Genomic DNA, 17,975 nt, shown 5'->3' on the forward strand with positions numbered 1-17,975 from the left:
TCAGCCGGGCAAGGACACCGCGACCGTGTCCAGCACCTCCGCCTTGCCCGCGTCGCCCCGCTTTCCGCGCAGACGCAGGAAGGCGGCCAGCATCGCCAGTTGCGCACGAACCGAATCGAGCTCGCGCGCCGACGCGGCGACCGTCGCCAGGGCATCACGATAAAGGTCGCCCAGCACGACTTCCGCGCTGCGCCCCTCGGGCAGCGCGCCACCTGCAAGCCAGGCCGCCACGGTCGCATCGGCCGCCATCGCGGCATCCCAGAACGCAAAGCTGCGCTCGAAGCGCCGCCGGGCCCGCTCCACGCACGCGAGCGCATCGACCCCACCCGCACCGGCGTCACCGAGGACAGCATCGAGCTGCAGGCGGTTGATGCGCGCCTGCGGGTTCCAGTCCGTGGCGCGCGCATCGCCCTCGCCGGCAGCGTAGGCGTCGCGCGCGCGCGACAGGGCTTCACGAACGGCCTGCAGCTCGGGTTCGGGGCCACGCAGCAGGACCATGGCCTTGCGCTTCCAGGCGCTGCCGAAGATACCCTGGCGTTCGGCATTGGGAATGGGTGGGGTCTCCGCGCCACGTGCCGCCGTGGCCGGATGCTCCCCGGACAGGGCCGACAGCGCGCCGGCACGCGCCAGCGCATCGTCGATCAGCGTCGCCGCGGCCTTCAGGTCCTGCCCCTCGCCCGGCCCGCTGAGGCGCTCGGCCTCGCGCGCCTCCATGTTGATGAGCTGCTCGATCGCGCTGATCGGCACCAGTCCCTGCGACGAATCCTCGGCAATCGCCCGCAGCAGCGCGGCGCGTGCCGCCGCGAAGCCTGCGCCGCCGTACTCGGCATAGAGACGCCCCTGCGCCTGCAGCACATCGGTGCGCTCCGCCCAGTGCGGCGGCAGCCGGCCCAGGCGGCGGCGCACGCGCTTCTGCAGGGCGGTGAAGTCACGCGCGCTCCTGCCAGCCGCCGGCAGGCGGGTATCGAGCCGCAGTTGCTCCAGCCAGTCGAGCAGTTGCTCGGGCGCCCGCAGCGGCGTGTCGTCGCGGCTCGCCGGCTCACCCAGTCGGAGCTGGAAAGCCGGATCGCCGTAGGCCTGGTAGGCGCCCCAGGTATTGCAGTCGGGGTAGGTATCGAGGGCGGCAATACGGGCGGCGAAGAGCGCATCCGCAAAGCGTGCGCCGCGAACCGCCATGTGGGTGAAGAAAGTCTCGGCGAAGGTGAGCCCGGCATCGTCGCGGACCTCCCAGCCGGCCGCGACCACGCAGCGCACGCCCATGTCGATCAGCTCGCGCGCGAGGCTGGCCGCCAGGCGCTGGCCGGATTCGCCCTCGCCGATCCGGCCGAGGTGGCAGCAGCTCAGGAACACCAGGTCGGGCACCGTCTCCATCAGGCCGATCTCGGCGGCCGACAGCAGCAGTCCGTCGGACAGCACAACGCCACTGCGATAACGCCCGTCGGCGCCGCGCCTGGCGTAGATGCCGTGCGCGGCGATGGCGAGGATGCGGCAGGGGCGGGCGAAAAGGCGGGCGAACACTTCGGGCGCGCGCGAATCCGGTGGCGCATGGCTGACCGTGTAGCCCGCCGCCTCGAGGATGCGGACCACGGCATCGCCTTCGCGCGCCGCGCCCTCGAGGCTGGGCAGGCGATCGGGACGCGGCTTGCCCTCGGCATCGAGGCGCGGCTTCCAGCCCGGACCGCCGAACTGCGCGTAATAGCCCTCGGTACTGGGGTTGGCGATCACGCACGCGCTGATCGCGTCGGTGCGCACGATCTCGCGGCGGAAGCGCGTGGTCATGAACTGGCGCACCATGCGGGTCGTGCGCACCAGCGGTTCGCCATCGGCTTCCAGAAGCTCCCACGGCAGGTTGGCCGTGCGCTCGTCCACCACCAGGATCAGGTTGTTGGCCTTGCGCGCGGCGGCCTTGAACTCCACCGGCACCAGCAGCTGGAACAGCAGATGACCCAGCGCCTGTTCACCCTGCGCATGGCGCGTGGCGGCCGGACCGGTGAGCGCCTCGGTGGCGAGCTTCTCGACCAGGCCCGGCTGGCGCTGCTGCACCACCGCCTCGGCGCGCGCCTTCTCGCCCATGTAGGTGAAACGCAGGCGCTCGGCATGGCGCAGCACCGGCGGCGAATCCAGCCCTGGCTGCAGCGCGGCGGCATCGACCGCCTCGGCGCCGCAGCCATACAGGCTCAGCCAGCGGCGCAGTACATCCGGCGGCAGCGGGTTGCGCAGGCGGGGCGTCCAGCAATCGGCCGGGCAGTCGCTGTCGTCGTGGTCGGCATCGCCCACCGCCAGGCGCGGCCAATAGTCGGAAAAGGGCGTGACCGTCAGGCGCTGGCGCACGCCCTCGCCGTGGCGAAGTTCGGTGGCGGCCTCGAGTTCGACGCCCAGTTGCGCGAGCTCGCCCGCCAGCGTCTGCCCCAGCGCGCTCACCGCATCGGCCGCGGAGATTGCCGCATCGCGATAGAGCTCGACCAGTTCCAGCTCGACGATGCGCCCCGACGGCGCCTTGCGCCCGCCGGCGCCCTGGGCGAAATCCCGGTTGGCGAGCAGCACGCCACGCACGATCGCCTTCACCGCATCGCCGACTTCGAGCTGGGCCGCGGAGTTGGTGCCGATCAGCAGGCTGGCCAGACGCAGCGGCAGCGTCCCTTCGCCCCCGGCAGCCTGCATGCAGTGCGCCTCGACATTGCGATCGCAGGCGTGCAGCAGATAGCGCAGCGCACCGGCGCGCACCGCCTCGGTGACGCCTTCGGCCCCCAGCCGCCCCATCTCGCCCAGACCGACGACCACCGCGCCGCGCCCGGTTCCGCGCAGACGCTCCTCGCGGCTGCGCGGCATCAGCACCACCGCGGCGCTGCCGAGCTCGGCGGCATGGACGCCCAGGCGCTGGCGATGGCTCAGCGCGCCGCCCACCAGCCAGCGGTCGATCACGCCTTCGGCGCCGGCGATCAGATCGCCGGCGTAATGGCCGCACAGGATCGGCACCTGGACGAAACGCAGGTCCATCGCCCGCACCGACACCGCCAGCGTGGCCCGCTTGCGCCGCGGCAAGGGCTGCAGGTGCCCGCCCAGCACACGGCTGACGATCTCGGCGTCGGTCGGGTAGGCAGGCGGCGGCCCCGCGCGATAGCTCAGCAGGGGCGCGGCCAGTTCCTCGCCGCGGCTCACCGGCAGGCGGCCGAGACGAAGCGGCGCACCATCGGCGAGCAGGGACTCGATGTCGGCGAAGAACTTCGGCGTGCTGGTCAGGCCCATGTGGTCGGCCGGCATCATCCAGTAGCGCTCGTCGGGCAGGCCGGGCAGACGGCCGGACTGCCAGGTCACCGAGCCGTCGCCAAACGGCGTGCCGCGCATCACCACGTTCCGGGGTTTGCCGTCCTCGGTGCGCACGAGAATGCCGCAGGGCGTGTTGTCCGCCTGGCCGAAGACGTAAGCGATCCGCTCGGGCGCCTCGGCCACCCAGTGCGTGTCGGCCACGTCCCGCCAGAAGCCGACGGCGTCGTCGAGCAGGCCCTGCGCCGGCTTGCCGGCGAGGCGGCGACCGAACCAGAAGTCGTCGTTGATCGCCGCCAGTTCGGACCAGGTCTCGGCACGGAAGTAATCCCGCTCCGCCGCGCCGCCGGTGTCCTCGAAGCCCGGCGCCGGCAGCAGATGCACCGCGCCGGGGAAGGCGGCGACGATGTCGAGCACCGACTGCAGGCCGTTCTTCATGTCCAGCCGCGCCAGCATGCGGACCGTGTCCGACTGGCCGAGCAGGGTTTCCACGAACAGGTGGGAGCCGTGGTTGGGCGTGCCCAGCATCAGCAGGCGGCCGCCCGGCCGCGCGACGAGGTCCTGCCACAGACGCCTGTCGGCCGTGAAGGCGGCACGCACCACCAGGCCGCCCATGCTGTGGGCGAGGATGCGCACCGGCTGTTCGGGATGCTTGCGCAGCGCCTCGCGCAGCACGCCGGCAAGCTCGACGCCCAGCGCACGGATGGGCTGGCGCCAGTCGTAATCGTGGCGGATCACGCGGTGGCTGCCTTCGAGGTGCTCGGCCAGCCGGCCGTAGGCCAGCCCGACGAGACCCTGCGCACGCACGGCCCGGCGTCCGCCCATCGCGATGCGCGACAGCCGGCCGCGCGCGAGATCGACGGGGTCGAGCCAGATCCGGTCGCCATCGGCCGCGAGATGACTGCCCATGATGCCGGGCAGCAGCACCAGCACCGGCAGGGTGTTGTCGGCGGGCTCCGCCTCGCCGCGACTGGCACGGCCCCCAGCGGCCTCCAGATCCGGCAGCGTGAGCGGCTGCCAGGGCGCGACCTGCTCCGGCGCGTCGTGCGTCAGCCAGCTGCCGAGCGCCCCGGGCAGCGGCACGCCCGCACTCTTCACGTCGTCGCGGAAGTAGCGGAAGTGGCTGACTTCGGGTCCCTGCACGTAGATCGCGCGGTGCGGTGCGTCCGCATCATCCGCGGCGCGGGCGAGCAGGCCGCCGTACATCGAGTCGGTATCGACCACAAGGTCGTTTCGCGAACGCTCGAAGAAGGCCCAATCGACGAACATCACGCCGATTCGCTGCAACATCCCGCCACCTTCGATGTCACCGGCGATCACCGCCATCCTGACCCGGGGCGCCAGCGCGGCGCGGCCGAGCAGCATGCCCATCGGCGACTCGGGCAGCATGGCCTCGATGCCGGGTACAACCTCGGGCTGCAGGCGCTTGTCGGCGATCTCCAGCACCACGCGCGACAGGAAGGCCAGGCCACGGTCGGCGGCCTTCTTCGCCGCTTCGGCGGCGAGCGGCGAGGCCACCGCGCCGGCGACGACGCCGGTGCTCCAGGCGCCGAAGCGGCGCACCAGATTCAGCAGGGTGGAGAGGAAAAGGTCGAGGTTGTCCGACAGCAGGGCGGTGCCGCGCGCCGGCGCGGCCACGCGCACGTAGCGCTCGACCGTCAGGCTCTTGTCGCGCAGCAGTCCGGCCAGGCGGCGCAGCTTGGCCCGCTCGGCCGCCGCCACGGCGGCCCGCTCCCGCGCCGTGCCGACGCGCGCGGTCGGGGCCGGACGCCAGGCCTCGATCAGTTCGTCGAGCTGCGCATCGTCCGGGTCGAGGCACATCAGGTCGCCCACCAGACCGCCGCGCGAATGCGTGACCAGGCACAGCCGGCTGCGGGCGGGCAGGGTTTCGGCCAGCGCCAGCGCATTGTCGATCGGACTCTCGGAGAAGGTCCGGTGCTCGAAGCCGAACACCCGCTCGCCGAACGCCGCTTCCAGTACGCCCCAGGCGGCACTGCCGGGAAGGTCGCCGAAACCACCGAGGGTGTGCGAGCCCGTGCCGTGGATGAACACCAGCAGACTGCCCGCGCGTGCCGCCTCATGCAGCCGGGCGTCATCCGCCGCGCAGCGGTCGCTGTCGTGCAGCACACCGCCCTTCCAGCGGTAGAGGCCGGGCGGGCCGGCGAGGCGGGCCTCGATGGTCTGCATCAGGGCCTGCGCGCCCTTGCGCGAGGCCCAGGCTGCCGCCCAGTCCTCGGCCTTGCCGGCGAGCTGTTGCCGCAGCGTGTCCTTCGCCTCGGCGCCGATCTCGTCCTCGTCGAGGCTCAGCTCGAGTACGCGGCGCCACACCCAGCCCAGCGCACCGCGCGAGGTGTCGCGGCTGTCGCGGAAACGGGCGAAGTCGATGCATCCGTCGGTGTCGAGCAGTTCGGGGCGGGCCCGCGCGAGCTGCTCGGCCAGCGCATCGGCGCGCATGAATACCGTCGTGCCGTCAGACGCCTCCAGCGCCAGCAGGCGCGGCCCGGCATCGAGCTGCGCCGGTGCGGGCGCGTCGGCGCTGCGGCTGACTTCGGCGAGTTCGAGCGTGCGCACGACCTTGAGGCCGGGCACCAGGGCGATGCCGTCGCTGCCGTCGGCGCGACTGCCGGCGCTGCGCAGCACGCCGGGCAGTGCCGTGCCGGCGCCCGCCTCGGCCTGCACCGGCAGTTTCAGCGCAGGCGCGCCGCGCCGGGTGGATTGACTGTTGGCCACGATGCTCTCCCTTGTTCGACCCGCGGACGACCCGCCCGTCGGAGCGACGATCCTCTCATGCCCATGGAATTTTCAGCGAGCACTGACACCGGCCGTGCGACGGCGCTGCGGCGCAACGTATCATCCACCTTCACCGCTCCGTCACGGGTGGCGCCAGAACGCGAAGGACTGGAAGCGGCGCCCCGTCCACCAGGCATTGCGCGACACCGCGGCGCGCACGCCACGACGGCCGGCCATCGACTCGAGCGGCCGCAGCACCTCGCCATCCGCGCGGCGCAGGGCCTCGGCGCCCGGTTGCTCCGGCACGACCAGCGAGACCTGCCCCGCTTGGTCGATGTCGCGATGGCGCGCAACGATCACGCAGACCTCGCCCGCATTCGCCGCCGCCTGCAGCAGTGTGGGGTCGAGTTCGCGCACCCAGCCGAAGGCCGTGCCCTGGTCGTCGAGCCAGTCGTGAAGCGCATTGATGCCGATCTCGCGCACGGTCTGGTCGAGGACCGCTGCGACCGCCTCGCCCAGCGTCAGGCGGCGCAGCGCGCTGTCGGTCCACCACACCCGCGGCAGATAGACGCCGGCAAGGTCGGCGCAGTCGGCGACATACGCCAGCGCCACGCCCTTGCCATCGAGCGGCCGATAGCGGCGATGCGCGGGGTTGGCGACATCGAGCCAATCCAGGATCGACTGCAGTTCGGCGGCACGCGCCGTCGACACCCGCGCGTTGCGCGCAGGCCGATCGCCCTCGGCGAGCGGATGGATGCGCCCCTCCGCACGGACCCGGCTGGTCGCGGACAGGGCGTCGTGCAGCACCGCGGGCGGCAAGGCCGGAAGCGACGCCGCGCCCTGCAGCGCGGCACGCGCACGGCCGCGGGCACGCGGCTGTGGCGCCACGGCGGCCAGATACTGCTCGGCCACCACGCCCTCACGCATCGTCCCGCCGAGCATCACGCGAACCCGCACCCAGCCCGCGGCCGCGCCCGGCCCGCGCACCTCGACCTCGGTCCCCTGTGCCAGCGAAGCCAGCAAGGTCGCCGGCGACACGCGCGGGGCGGAACGCAGGTTCAGCTGCAGCGGCACCACACGGTGCGTGGGGGCAAACGGCACCGAGGCCGGTGCCACCGAGCCCGCCAGCCCGAGCTCGCGCAGCGCGTGGCGGCCCTTCTCGAGCAGTTCGCGGCGGTCGGCAAAGCCGTTGAGGCCACCGTTGATGCGGCGCGTGATCGCCTTCAGGTCATCGATGTCGGCCAGGTCGTTGAGGGCGTTGCGCTCCCAGAAGAACACGGCGGACTGCACCGCCAGCTCGCCGGCCACGCGGTCGGGCTCGGCCACCACGTCCTGGCCGCACCAGCGCGCCAGGGCGCGGTAGTTGTCCTTGCCGGTGAGCTGGATCAGGCCCCGGCCACGGTAGCGGAAGCCGTCGCCGCTGGCTTCGGGCCCGTTGCCCATGCGCCCGGAATACACGCGGTTGCCGATCCGCTCGGGCTTGCGCGCACAGGCCTCGGCGTCGGCACGGGTAGGGAAATAGCGTGGAAACACCCTCAGCAGTCCGTCCGCCGAGTAGTTCAGGTTCTCCTCCGTCAGGCGCAGGCAGCCCGACTCGTGCAGTGTCTGCGCGAGGAAATGGACGATGCGCGGCGCCGTGTCGATGGCATGCCGGGCCATGGCCGCATCGAGCGCCTCGACATAGCGATCGGCATTGGGACCGGTCGCCCCCATGCGGGTCAGCACCTCGCGCGTGATCAACATGCTGTGTCTCCCGGAAAGCGCGCCCCCGCGGCCGTCGGCGCACTCTCACTAAAGCCCAGGCGCGCACGCTATTCAAGCCGTGGCGCAGCCCATCGGAATGTCGCCTCTACCCTGCGGTCACGCCGCGACCTTCCGCAGCGGCAACTTGCATATCCGGATCGGTTTCGATTAGTCTGCGCCCGCATTCGATCCGGGTGCCTTGTCATGCAGCCGCATGACAGGGTGAAACGGGAAGTCCGGTGACGTCGTCCGCCCCGCGCGTACGACCAGTCCGGCGCAGCCCCCGCTGCTGTGAGCCTGACGACTCCGCCACACGCCACTGAGCCTTGCGCTCGGGAAGGTCGGCGGACGAGGAAGAAGGCAAGCCAGAAGACCGGCCCGATCGAGTTTGGTTGATGTGAGCCCCGGGGTGAGGGTTCGATCCGACTGGTTTTCCGCCGGCTGCCTGCGTGCGCCGGAAGCTCCAGCCGATTCGTATTGCATGCGTCCGCACGTCCTTGGCGAGGCCAGGGTGCGCGCACGTACGCACACTCCGCCTGCGTGGCTCCCATCGTTGATTCGAAGCACTCGTGGGGAGTCATCATGCATATCGAACCCGGCATCCTTTCCGGCGCCAAGATCGCCGCCGCCAATCTCACCGCCATCGGCCTCGCCGCCGCCCAGGCACCGCAACTGCTCAAGCAGCCACAACTCGTCCTGCGTACGCTGCTCGCGGCGCTGTTCTTCTCGGTCTTCATGCAGAGCTTCCACCTGCCCGCCGGCGCGTCGGAACTGCACTTCATCGGGGCGATGCCGATCTACCTGACGCTGGGCTTCGTGCCCACGCTGCTCGGCTTCGGCCTGGGCCTGCTGCTGCAGGGCGTGATCTTCGAGCCCGCCGACCTGCTGCACCTGGGCGTCAACTTCCTGTCGCTGGCCGTGCCATTGCTTGCGCTGCATCTCGGCCTCGGTCGCAGGCTCGCCGCCGGGGCAGCGACCGAGATCAGGTCGGTGCTCAAGCTCGATGCCGCCTATTACGCCGGCGTCGCGATCATGGTCGGCTTCTGGCTGTCGATGGGCGAGGTTGCCACCCCCTTCGCCGAGTGGATGACCTTTGCCGCCGCCTACCTGCCGGTGGTGCTGATCGAGCCGGTGCTGACCGTGGCCGTCGTCAGGCTGCTGCAGTCGCAGGCGCATCGCCCGCTGGTCCAGCTCTGCTTCGCCGTCCCGGCGAGCCGCTGATGACCGGGACGCCCGGCACGGTCTGGTTCGTCGGCGCAGGGCCCGGCGACCCGGACCTGATCACCGTGAAGGGCCGCCGCCTGCTCGAGCAGGCCGGAGCGATCCTGTTCGCCGGCTCGCTGGTCGACCGCACGGCCACGCAGTACGCGCCGGCCGACTGCGAGATCCGCGACTCCAGGGACATGACGCTCGAGGCCATGAGCGCCTGGCTGCTCGACGCCTGCGCCCGCCATCGCACCGTGGTGCGCCTGCAGACCGGCGACCCCGGCCTGTATGGCGCGCTGGTCGAGATGACCCGCCCGCTCGATGCGGCGGGCATCGCCTGGCAGGTGGTGCCGGGCGTGTCCTCGGCGATGGCCTCGGCCGCCGCCGCCGGTGAGACCCTGACCCTGCCGGAAGTGACGCAGACCGTGATCCTCACCCGCGTCGCCGGCCGCACGCCGATGCCGCCGGGCGAAGACCTGGCGGCGCTCGCCGCGCACCGCACGACGCTGTGCATCTTCCTGTCGATCACGCTGCTGCACGAGGTGCAGCGCGCGCTGCGCGCCGCCGGCTGGCCGGAGGAGGCGCCCATCGTTGTGGTGCAGAAGGCGAGCTGGCCGGGCGCGGAGAAGATCGTCCGCGGCACGCTGGCCGACATCAAGCGCCGCTGCCAGGACGAGAAGATCGCCAGCCAGGCCATGATCATCGCCAGCCCCGCGCTCGGCGCCCGCCACTGGCCCGACATCGCCCGCTCCAAGCTCTACGACCCGGGCTTCGGCCACCGTTTCCGCAAGGCCTCGGCGCCTGCCTCCGAAGCCGGCCTGCCCACCGGAGAATCCGCATGAACGACACCGCCATCCTCCTCGTCGGCCACGGCTCGCGCAATCGCGAGGGCAACCAGGAGATCCTGCATTTCGCCGCCCAGTGGCGCGATCGCCACCCCGGCTGGCGCATCGAGACCTGCTTCATCGAGCATGCCGAGGTCTTGCTCGACGCGGGCCTCGACCGTGCCGCGCACGGCGCGCGCCGGGTGGTCACGATTCCCTTCATCCTCAACGCCGCCGGCCACGTCAAGATGGAGCTGCCGGCCGCCATCGAGCGCGCGCGCCAGCGCCACCCCGGCGTCGCCTTCGCCTGCGCCCGCCACCTCGGCATGGGGCGCGAGATCTTCAGCGTGCTCAAGGGCCAGCTCGACCGCCTGCTGAAGCAGCTCGACATGCCCGACCCGCGCACCACCGGCGTGGTGCTGCTCGGCCGCGGCTCGTCGGACGCGGGCGCCAACGGCGAGCTGGCCAAGATGGCGCGCTGGCTGTTCGAGGACGGCGACCACGAACTGGTCGACCTCGCCTTCACCGGCGTCACCTGGCCGCGACTCGAAACCGTCGTCCAGCGCCAGGCGCGGCTGGGCATGACGCAGATCTGCGTCGTGCCGGTGTACCTCTTCACCGGTGTGCTGATGGAACGCATCAAGGCCCAGGTCGAGCGCCTGCAGCGCCAGTACCCGCAGATCGCCTTCGCCCTCGGCACGCACTTCGGCTTCGACAAGGGCATCTTCGATCTGCTCGACGCCAAGGTCGGCGGCCAGGAACTGCCCGAAGGCGCGCTGCTGGAGTGCGACGGCTGCAAGTACCGCCTCGCCGCTGAGGCCGAGCATCTGCATGACCACAGCCATACACACGTCCATCACTCGCACGTCCATCACACGGACCACGACCATGGCCATCACCACGGTTCCGACCATGCCCACGCCCATGAACATGCTCACGCCTGAGGCCGGCGCCGCGATGAACACCAACACCGTCACCGAACAGCTGACCGCCGCCGGTCGCGCGATCGAGCACGACTCCTTCGCCATCATCGACGCCGAGGTCGGCACCCATGCCTATGGCGCCGGCCAGTGGCCGGTCGTGCGCCGCATGATCCACGCCAACGCCGACTTCGATTTCAACGGCCTCACGGACTTCCACCCGGACGCGGTGGAAGCCGGCCTCGCCGCCCTCCTCGGTGGCGGCACGAACATCGTCGCCGACGTCGAGATGATCTGCGTCGGCCTGTCGGCCTCGCGCCTGGCGCACTTCGGCATGCGCACCCATCAGTTCATTTCCGACGCCGATGTCATCGAACGCGCCCGCGCCGAGGACACCACGCGTGCGGTGCAGGCGATGCGCAAGGCCCACCGGCTCGGCCTGCTCGACGGCGCCATCGTCGGCATCGGCAACGCACCCACGGCGCTGATCGAGCTGGTGCGGCTGATCCGCGACGAGGGCGTGCGCCCGGCGCTGGTCGTCGGCATGCCGGTCGGGTTCGTGTCGGCGGCCGAATCCAAGGACCTGATGGCCGGGGTCGACGAAGTGCCGTGGATCGTCATCCGCGGCCGCAAGGGCGGCTCGACCCTGGTGGTGGCGGCGATCCACGCCCTGCTCGGGCTGGCCGAGGCTCGCCAGCTGCAGGCCCTGCAGGGCTGAGGACCGGCCATGGCGGCAGGACACGCATTGCCGGAGAAGGTGCGCAAGGGCGATGCCCGGCGCGACCGTGGCAACCGCACCGGCTTCTCCACCGGTGCCAACTCGGCCGCCGCAGCGGCCGCAGCCACGCTCGGCCTCGTGCGGGGCGCGGTACCGGACGCGGTGGAGTGCGTGCTGCCCAACACGATGCGGGTGCGCTTTGCGATCACCGACGGCCATGTCGACGGCGATCACGCCCACGCGGTGTCGGTCAAGGACGCCGGCGACGACCCGGACGCCACCCATGGCGCCCACCTCACGGCGGACGTACGCCGCATCCCCGGCGGCGGCGGCGAAGTGATCCTCCTGGGCGGCCCCGGCGTGGGTGTGGTGACGAAGCCCGGCCTCGGGCTGGACGTGGGCGGTCCGGCGATCAACCCGGTGCCACGGCGCAACATCGTCGACAACGTGCGCGCCGCGGGCGCCCCCCTCCTCGACGCCGGGGACAGCCTGGCGGTGACGATCTCGGTGCCGGGCGGCGAAGAGATGGCGAAGAAGACGCTCAACGCCCGCCTCGGCATCGTCGGCGGCATCAGCATCCTCGGCACCACCGGCATCGTCCGCCCGTATTCGACCGCCGCCTTCCGCGCCAGCGTGATCCAGGCCATCGATGTCGCCGCCAACCAGGGCCAGACCAGCGTGGTGTTCACCACCGGCGGGCGCACCGAGAAATGCGCGATGCGCGAGTTCCCGCAACTGGACGAAGCCTGCTTCGTGCAGATGGGCGACTTCGTCAAGGCCGCCTTCACCACCGCGGTGAAGCAGGGCATGCAGCACATCATCGTCGGCGCCATGGTCGGCAAGCTCACCAAGATCGCCCAGGGTCTGTCGGTCACGCACGCCTGGCGCGAGGAAGTGGACCGCGCGCTGATCGCCGGCGCCGCCGCCGAGGTCGGTGCGCCACCCGCACTCGTGGCCGAGATCCGCGCCGCCGAGACCGCCCGCTTCGCCGCCGAACGCTTGGCCGGACTCGGCCTGGCCGTGGCCTTCCACCGCGCGCTGGCCGAGCGCGCCATCCGCAGCCTGCGCCAGCGCTACCCCGGCCCGCACCGGCTCACGGTGCTGGCCTGCAACTTCGAGGGCGTGCCGATCGTGACTGTCGATGAGGCCGACCTGATGGAGACCACGCATGCCTGAATCCACCACGCCCGCCTGCAGCATCGTCGGCCTGCTCGACGACGGCTGGGACGGCCTCGGCGCTGTGGCGCGCCAGCGCATCGAAGCCGCTGCCTGCGTCATCGGTGCCGGACGCACGCTGGCGCTGATCGCGCCACACGCGCCGGCCGCCCGCCTGCTGGACATGGACGGCGCGCTGAGCCGCGTGCCGGGCTGGATCGAGGAGGTTGCCGGGCAGGGTGGCCACGCCGTGGTGCTCGCCACCGGCGACCCCTTGTGCCACGGCATCGCCGGCTTCCTGATCGGCAAGCTCGGCGCCGCGCGGATCGAGGTGCTGCCCGCGCCGTCCACGCTGCAGCTCGCCTTCGCCCGCCTGAAGAGGCCGTGGCAGGAGGCCCGCTTCACCTCCTGCCACGGCGCCGATGCCGGCGAATGGCAGGCCGACCCGCTGCAGCCCGGGCCGACGCCGGAGCACGGCCTGTACCGATTGGTCCGCGCCGTCGCCGAGCATCCGCTGGTCGCCAGCTTCACCAGCCCGGCCAACAGCCCCGACCGCATCGCCCGCGCCTTGCTGGCGGCCGGCTATGGCGAGCCGGGCGGCGGCGAGGACCTGCGCCTGTCGGTGGTCGCCCGCCTGTGCCTGGACGACGAGGCCGTCTTCGAGGGACTGAGCCTGCACGAGGCCGCCACCCGGCGTTTTCCGGAGCCCAACATCCTCGTGATCGAACGCTCGCACTCCCCCGAGCGACGAGACGGGGCGGCGGCGGGCAGGGAGACGGCGACTGCAGCCGATGCCGCGCTCCGCGCCCTGCCCGCCGATACCCCCCTGTTCGGCCTCGACGATCTCGACTACGTGCAGCGCAGCCCCGAGAAGGGCCTGATCACCAAGCTGGAGGCGCGCGCGGTGTCGCTCGCCAAGCTGGCGCTGCGCGCCGACAGCAGGGTATGGGACATCGGCGCCGGTTCCGGCTCGGTCGGCCTGGAGGCGAGCCGGATCGCCCGCCATGGCCATGTGTGGGCGATCGAGAAGAACGCGGGCGATGCCGCCAACGCGCGCGCCAACGCCCGTCGCCTGCGCGCGAGCAACTACAGCCTGCACGAAGGCAAGGCCCCGGCCGGGCTGGACGCCTGGCCCGACCCCGACGCGGTCTTCATCGGCGGCTCGGGCGGCGAACTGGGCGAACTGATCGGCCTCGTACTTCGCCGGCTCAGACCCGGCGGCCGGCTGGTGATGAACTTCGTCACCCTCGAGAACCTCGCCACCGCCACATCCGCACTGGCTGCAAGCGGCGCTGCCTGGGACGTGACCATGCTGTCGGCCGCGCGCAGCCAGCCCATCCTCGACATGCACCGGCTCGCTGCGCAGAACCCGGTGTGGATCGTCACCGCCCGCAAGGAGACCGCATGAACGCGCCCACACTGACCCCCCATCGTTTCGGCCGCCTGATCGGCGTCTCGCTCGGCCCCGGCGACCCCGACCTCATCACCCGCCGCGGCTGGACCGCACTGCAGTCGGGCGCGCGCTGGGCCTATCCGGTCAAGCGCGCCGCGGAATCCTCCTACGCACTGGACATCGCCCGCCGTGGCGGACTGGCGGTTCCGGACGACGCCGTCGAACTGGTGTTCCCGATGACGCGCGACGCGATCGCGCTCGCCAGGGCCTGGGCACGCGCCGCGGCGCAGACGCTGCAGTTGCTGGCCGAAGGCCGCGACCTCGCCTTCCTGGTGGAAGGCGACGCGTCCACCTACTCCACCTTCCGCCACCTGGCCCGCGCCGTGCGCGAGCTGGCACCCGAGGTCGAGGTCGAGACCATCCCCGGCGTCAGCTCCTTCGCTGCCGCCGCGGCCGTGGCCGACCTCGCACTGGCGGAAGAGGACGAGACGATGGCGGTGATCCCCGCCGCCTACGGCACCGCCGTCATCGACCACCTGCTCGACGAGTTCGACACCCTGGTGCTGATGAAGGTGAAGCCGCTGCTCGACGAGGTGCTCGACCTGCTCGAACGCCGCGGCCTGCTCGCCAGCAGCTGCTTCGTCGAGAAGGTGGGAGCGCCCGCACAGCGCGTCGTGCATGACGTGGCCAGCCTGCGCGGCGCGAAGGTCAATTACCTGTCGCTGCTGCTGGTACAGAACCCCAAGCGCCAGCGCGGCGAACTGCGCCGTGGCTGCCGCAAGCGCGCCGAACAGCAGGCCGAAGCCACCATTTCCTGAGATCCCGCCCGATGTCGCCAACGATGACCCAACACCTGCCCTTTCCCAACACCCGCATCGCCGTCGTGTCGATCACCCGCCACGGCATCGCGCTGGCCGGTCGCGTCATCGCGGCGCTGCCCGGCGCCATGCTGTTCGCGCCACAGAAGTTCGGCGTGGAGGCCGAAGCCGCCGCACCCGGCGCCTTCGCCTGCTACGAAGGCAAGGTCGGCGACCAGGTGCCGGCGCTGTTCGCCGGCTTCGACGGCATCATCGCCATCGTGTCGCTGGGTGCGGTGGTGCGTCTGGTCGCACCGCACCTGAAGAACAAGGAGACCGACCCCGGCGTGGTGGTGCTCGACGAAGCGGGGCGCTGGGCGATTCCGGTGCTGTCCGGCCACCTCGGCGGCGCCAACGCCATCGCCGGCGTGCTGCAACAGGCAGTGGGTGCCACCCCGGTGCTGACCACCGCGTCGGACGCACGCGAAACGCTGGCGGTCGACCTGCTCGGCCGCGAGCTGGGCTGGACCTTCGAGGCCAGCCACGACGAGATCGTGCGCGCCAGCGCCGCAGTGGTGAACGACGAACCGGTGGCGCTGGTGCAGGAGGCCGGCAGCACCGATTGGTGGTCTCGCCACGCCAACGGTCGCAGCGGCCCGCTGCCGACCAACATCCAGCGCTTCGAGCGGCTGGAGGACGTCGATCCCGAGCACTTCGGCGCGGTGCTGTGGATCAGCCAGCGGCCGCTGCCCACCGGCTATGCCGCTCGCCTCGCCGGCAAGCGGGTGATCTACCGCCCCGCGGCGCCGGAGGCGGCTTGAGCGCGGCCGGGGGCGCCGGCCCGGGTCCTCAGAGACTCGCGCTCGGCCTCGGCTGCGACCGCGGCACGCCGGCCGCGACCATCGCACAGGCCATCGACACGGCGCTCGCCGGCATCGGCGCGTCGCGCCGCGATGTCCTCGCCGTGGCCAGCATCACGCTCAAGGCGGACGAAGCCGGCCTGCTCGAGGCCGTCGCCGCGGCGGGCTGGACGCCACGCTTCTTTCCGCCACAGCTGCTGGCCGCGGTCGCCGTGCCCAACCCGTCGGAAACGGTGCGCAAATACACCGGCACACCCTCGGTGTCCGAGGCTGCCGCACTGCTTGCCGCCGGAACCGATCTCGCCACCGACCCCGGCGCTCTGCGCGTCGAAAAACACAAGCTGCGCGGCCCCGACGGCCGCAACGCCACCGTCTCCATCGCAAGGATGCCCGCATGAACGCGCCCGAACCCCTCCGCCCCGCCGCTCCCGGCGGCAAGATCATGCTCGTCGGCCTCGGCCCCGGGGCCCACGCGCACCTCACGGCGCGCGCGCGCGCCGCGATCGCCGAGGCCGACACCGTGATCGGCTACGTCACCTACATCCGCCTGGTTGCCGACCTGCTCGAAGGCAAGGAGGTCATCAGGAAGTCGATGACCGAGGAACTCGACCGCGCCATCGAGGCGCTCGAGCGCGCGCGCCAGGGCCGCAAGGTCGCGCTGGTGTCCTCCGGCGACGCCGGCGTCTATGGCATGGCCGGCCCCACCTTCGAGGTGCTGTTCCAGGCCGGGTGGACGCCGGATTCGGGCATCGAGGTCGAGATCGTCCCTGGCGCCTCTGCACTGAACACCTGCGCCGCGCTGGTCGGCGCGCCGCTGACGCACGATTTCTGCGCGATCTCGCTGTCGGACCTGCTCACACCGTGGCCGACCATCGCCCGCCGCCTGGATGCCGTCGCCTACGCCGATTTCGTCGTCGCCCTCTACAACCCCAAGAGCGGCCGCCGCACCCGCCAGATCGTCGAGGCCCAGCGCCTGTTCCTGCGCCACCGCCGCCCCGACACACCGGTCGCCATCGTCAAGTCGGCCTACCGGCCGAAGCAGCGCATCGAATTCACCACGCTGGCGCGCATGACCGAGGCCGATATCGGCATGCTGACCACCGTGCTGATCGGCAACTCCAACACCTTCGTGCGCGACGGCCTGATGGTGACGCCGCGCGGCTACAGCAACAAGTACGAGGTCGCCGCAGGCGAACGCGCCACTCGCGACGGGGAACGGGCGGGCCGCTCGCTGTCGACCGGCCTGGAAGGGTGGCTGCAGGCGATTCGCGCCAGCGGCGCCGACGCAGCGCAACTCGCCGCCGAGTACCGCTTGCCGCAGGACTACATCGCCACCTTGCTGGCGGAACCGGCGGACGAGGCGACAGGCGCAGCCGAAGCACCGCCCGAAGCTGCGGTGTAAGCGCCGTGGCTCAGATCAGCCCGCCGCTGCGCAGCAGCATCACGCCCAGACTCGTCGTCAGCAGCGAGCCGAGGGTCGTCAGCGCGATGATGTTGGCCGCCAGCGCGGCGTTGCCGCCCATCGCGCGCACCATGACGTAGCCGGCTGCGGCCGAGGGCGAGGAGGCCATCAGCATCAGGATGCCGAGCTCGATGCCGCGGAAGCCGAGCGCGACGGCGCCCGCCGTCAGCACCAGCGGCACGAGCACCAGCTTGCCGACCGTCGCCAGCGCGGTGCTGGCGATCTCCGAGCGCAGGCTGCGGAAGTTCAGCGACGCGCCGGTGCACAGCAGCGCCAGCGGCAGCGTCATGTCGGCGACGTATTGCGCCGACTGCAGGGCCAGCGCCGGCAGGCGGATCTCCAGCGCCGACACCGGCAGCGCCAGCAGGATGCCGATGATGAGCGGATTGGTCGCGATGCCGCGCGCGATGCGGCCGGCGCCCTGGCTGCGATGCAGCGAACGGCTGAGCGTGATGACGCCGAGGATGTTGACCAGGATCGTCACCAGTCCGAGGTAGAGCGAGGCTGCCGCCAGGCCCGCATCGCCGTAGGCATTGACGCAGTAGGCCAGGCCGATGACGCCGAAATTGGAGCGGAAGGCGCCCTGCACCACCACGCCGCGGTCGCGCTCGGGCCGGACGATGTACTTCGCCACCCACTCCAGCGCGAGGTAGATCGCCAGCGTCGCCAGCAGGCCGTAGGCGATCATGCCGGCGTTGGCCGACTCCGCGATGCGCGTGCGCGCGATGCTGATGAAGAGCAGGGTGGGCAGGGCGATGGTGAACACCAGCTTCGAGCCGCCCTCGATGAAACCGTCGGTGAGCATGCCGGTACGGCGCAGCAGCACGCCGAGGCCGAGCAGCACGAAGATCGGTCCGGTGACCGAGAAGGAGAAACCCAGGATGGAGAGGAAATCGGTCATCG

General features: G+C 71.6%; 13 protein-coding genes and 1 riboswitch. Of the genes, 10 read left to right on the forward strand and 3 right to left on the reverse strand.

Annotated elements, in window-relative coordinates; translation table 11 throughout:
* Positions 1 to 5,994: a CHAT domain-containing protein gene (locus AC731_RS14250; protein ID WP_048707028.1), complete on the reverse strand. Its 5,994-nt coding sequence runs from the start codon at positions 5,992 to 5,994 to the stop codon at positions 1 to 3.
* Positions 5,995 to 6,135: 141 nt separating this feature from the next.
* On the reverse strand, positions 6,136 to 7,737 hold the full coding sequence (locus tag AC731_RS14255) for a glycoside hydrolase family 19 protein (protein ID WP_048707030.1): 1,602 nt from the start codon (positions 7,735 to 7,737) through the stop codon (positions 6,136 to 6,138).
* A gap of 174 nt (positions 7,738 to 7,911) precedes the next feature.
* Positions 7,912 to 8,133, forward strand: a riboswitch (cobalamin riboswitch).
* Between the two features lie 186 nt (positions 8,134 to 8,319).
* Between AC731_RS14255 and AC731_RS14260 the strand changes: the two genes are divergently transcribed.
* The 10 genes from AC731_RS14260 to cobJ are packed head-to-tail and all read left to right on the forward strand — an operon-like array spanning position 8,320 to position 17,012.
* Positions 8,320 to 8,958: an energy-coupling factor ABC transporter permease gene (locus AC731_RS14260; protein ID WP_048707031.1), complete on the forward strand. Its 639-nt coding sequence runs from the start codon at positions 8,320 to 8,322 to the stop codon at positions 8,956 to 8,958.
* The gene (cobM, locus tag AC731_RS14265) at positions 8,958 to 9,785 is read left to right on the forward strand and encodes a precorrin-4 C(11)-methyltransferase (protein ID WP_048707032.1); all 828 of its coding nucleotides are present in this window, start codon (positions 8,958 to 8,960) and stop codon (positions 9,783 to 9,785) included. The genes AC731_RS14260 and cobM overlap by 1 nt, the downstream gene beginning before the upstream one ends.
* Positions 9,782 to 10,711: a sirohydrochlorin chelatase gene (locus AC731_RS14270; protein WP_048707034.1), complete on the forward strand. Its 930-nt coding sequence runs from the start codon at positions 9,782 to 9,784 to the stop codon at positions 10,709 to 10,711. The genes cobM and AC731_RS14270 overlap by 4 nt, the downstream gene beginning before the upstream one ends.
* A 13-nt stretch (positions 10,712 to 10,724) precedes the next feature.
* Complete coding sequence (locus tag AC731_RS14275) at positions 10,725 to 11,405, forward strand: precorrin-8X methylmutase (protein ID WP_048710167.1); 681 nt, start codon at positions 10,725 to 10,727, stop codon at positions 11,403 to 11,405.
* Between the two features lie 9 nt (positions 11,406 to 11,414).
* Positions 11,415 to 12,581 carry a cobalt-precorrin-5B (C(1))-methyltransferase gene (locus AC731_RS14280; RefSeq protein WP_048707035.1) on the forward strand — a complete coding sequence of 389 codons (1,167 nt, stop codon included), beginning with the start codon at positions 11,415 to 11,417 and terminating at the stop codon, positions 12,579 to 12,581.
* Positions 12,574 to 13,968, forward strand: a complete 1,395-nt coding sequence (locus AC731_RS14285) for a bifunctional cobalt-precorrin-7 (C(5))-methyltransferase/cobalt-precorrin-6B (C(15))-methyltransferase (RefSeq protein ID WP_048707036.1) — start codon at positions 12,574 to 12,576, stop codon at positions 13,966 to 13,968. The genes AC731_RS14280 and AC731_RS14285 overlap by 8 nt, the downstream gene beginning before the upstream one ends.
* Complete coding sequence (gene cobI, locus AC731_RS14290) at positions 13,965 to 14,771, forward strand: precorrin-2 C(20)-methyltransferase (protein WP_048707038.1); 807 nt, start codon at positions 13,965 to 13,967, stop codon at positions 14,769 to 14,771. Before AC731_RS14285 ends, cobI begins: the two co-directional genes overlap by 4 nt.
* A 23-nt stretch (positions 14,772 to 14,794) precedes the next feature.
* Positions 14,795 to 15,571: a cobalamin biosynthesis central domain-containing protein gene (locus AC731_RS14295; RefSeq protein WP_082794417.1), complete on the forward strand. Its 777-nt coding sequence runs from the start codon at positions 14,795 to 14,797 to the stop codon at positions 15,569 to 15,571.
* On the forward strand, positions 15,568 to 16,008 hold the full coding sequence (locus tag AC731_RS14300) for a cobalamin biosynthesis protein (protein ID WP_048707043.1): 441 nt from the start codon (positions 15,568 to 15,570) through the stop codon (positions 16,006 to 16,008). Before AC731_RS14295 ends, AC731_RS14300 begins: the two co-directional genes overlap by 4 nt.
* Positions 16,005 to 17,012, forward strand: a complete 1,008-nt coding sequence (cobJ, locus tag AC731_RS14305) for a precorrin-3B C(17)-methyltransferase (protein ID WP_082794337.1) — start codon at positions 16,005 to 16,007, stop codon at positions 17,010 to 17,012. Before AC731_RS14300 ends, cobJ begins: the two co-directional genes overlap by 4 nt.
* A 10-nt stretch (positions 17,013 to 17,022) precedes the next feature.
* On the opposite strand, the gene AC731_RS14310 is transcribed toward cobJ, so the two are convergent.
* Entirely contained in the window at positions 17,023 to 17,973 is a 951-nt protein-coding gene (locus AC731_RS14310) for an AEC family transporter (protein WP_048707046.1), read from the reverse strand.
* Between the last annotated feature and the right edge of the window lie 2 nt (positions 17,974 to 17,975).

This window comes from Thauera humireducens (assembly GCF_001051995.2).
GTDB classification, from domain to species: domain Bacteria; phylum Pseudomonadota; class Gammaproteobacteria; order Burkholderiales; family Rhodocyclaceae; genus Thauera; species Thauera humireducens.

Excerpts from the sequence above, each read along its gene's own strand:
- AC731_RS14275 (WP_048710167.1), top strand. The coding sequence starts at position 10,725 with ATGAACACCAACACCGTCACCGAACAGCTGACCGCCGCCGGTCGCGCG.
- cobM (WP_048707032.1), top strand. The coding sequence starts at position 8,958 with ATGACCGGGACGCCCGGCACGGTCTGGTTCGTCGGCGCAGGGCCCGGC.
- AC731_RS14260 (WP_048707031.1), top strand. The coding sequence starts at position 8,320 with ATGCATATCGAACCCGGCATCCTTTCCGGCGCCAAGATCGCCGCCGCC.
- AC731_RS14310 (WP_048707046.1), bottom strand. The coding sequence starts at position 17,973 with ATGACCGATTTCCTCTCCATCCTGGGTTTCTCCTTCTCGGTCACCGGA.
- cobI (WP_048707038.1), top strand. The coding sequence starts at position 13,965 with ATGAACGCGCCCACACTGACCCCCCATCGTTTCGGCCGCCTGATCGGC.
- AC731_RS14255 (WP_048707030.1), bottom strand. The coding sequence starts at position 7,737 with ATGTTGATCACGCGCGAGGTGCTGACCCGCATGGGGGCGACCGGTCCC.
- AC731_RS14285 (WP_048707036.1), top strand. The coding sequence starts at position 12,574 with ATGCCTGAATCCACCACGCCCGCCTGCAGCATCGTCGGCCTGCTCGAC.
- AC731_RS14295 (WP_082794417.1), top strand. The coding sequence starts at position 14,795 with ATGACCCAACACCTGCCCTTTCCCAACACCCGCATCGCCGTCGTGTCG.
- AC731_RS14280 (WP_048707035.1), top strand. The coding sequence starts at position 11,415 with ATGGCGGCAGGACACGCATTGCCGGAGAAGGTGCGCAAGGGCGATGCC.
- cobJ (WP_082794337.1), top strand. The coding sequence starts at position 16,005 with ATGAACGCGCCCGAACCCCTCCGCCCCGCCGCTCCCGGCGGCAAGATC.
- AC731_RS14270 (WP_048707034.1), top strand. The coding sequence starts at position 9,782 with ATGAACGACACCGCCATCCTCCTCGTCGGCCACGGCTCGCGCAATCGC.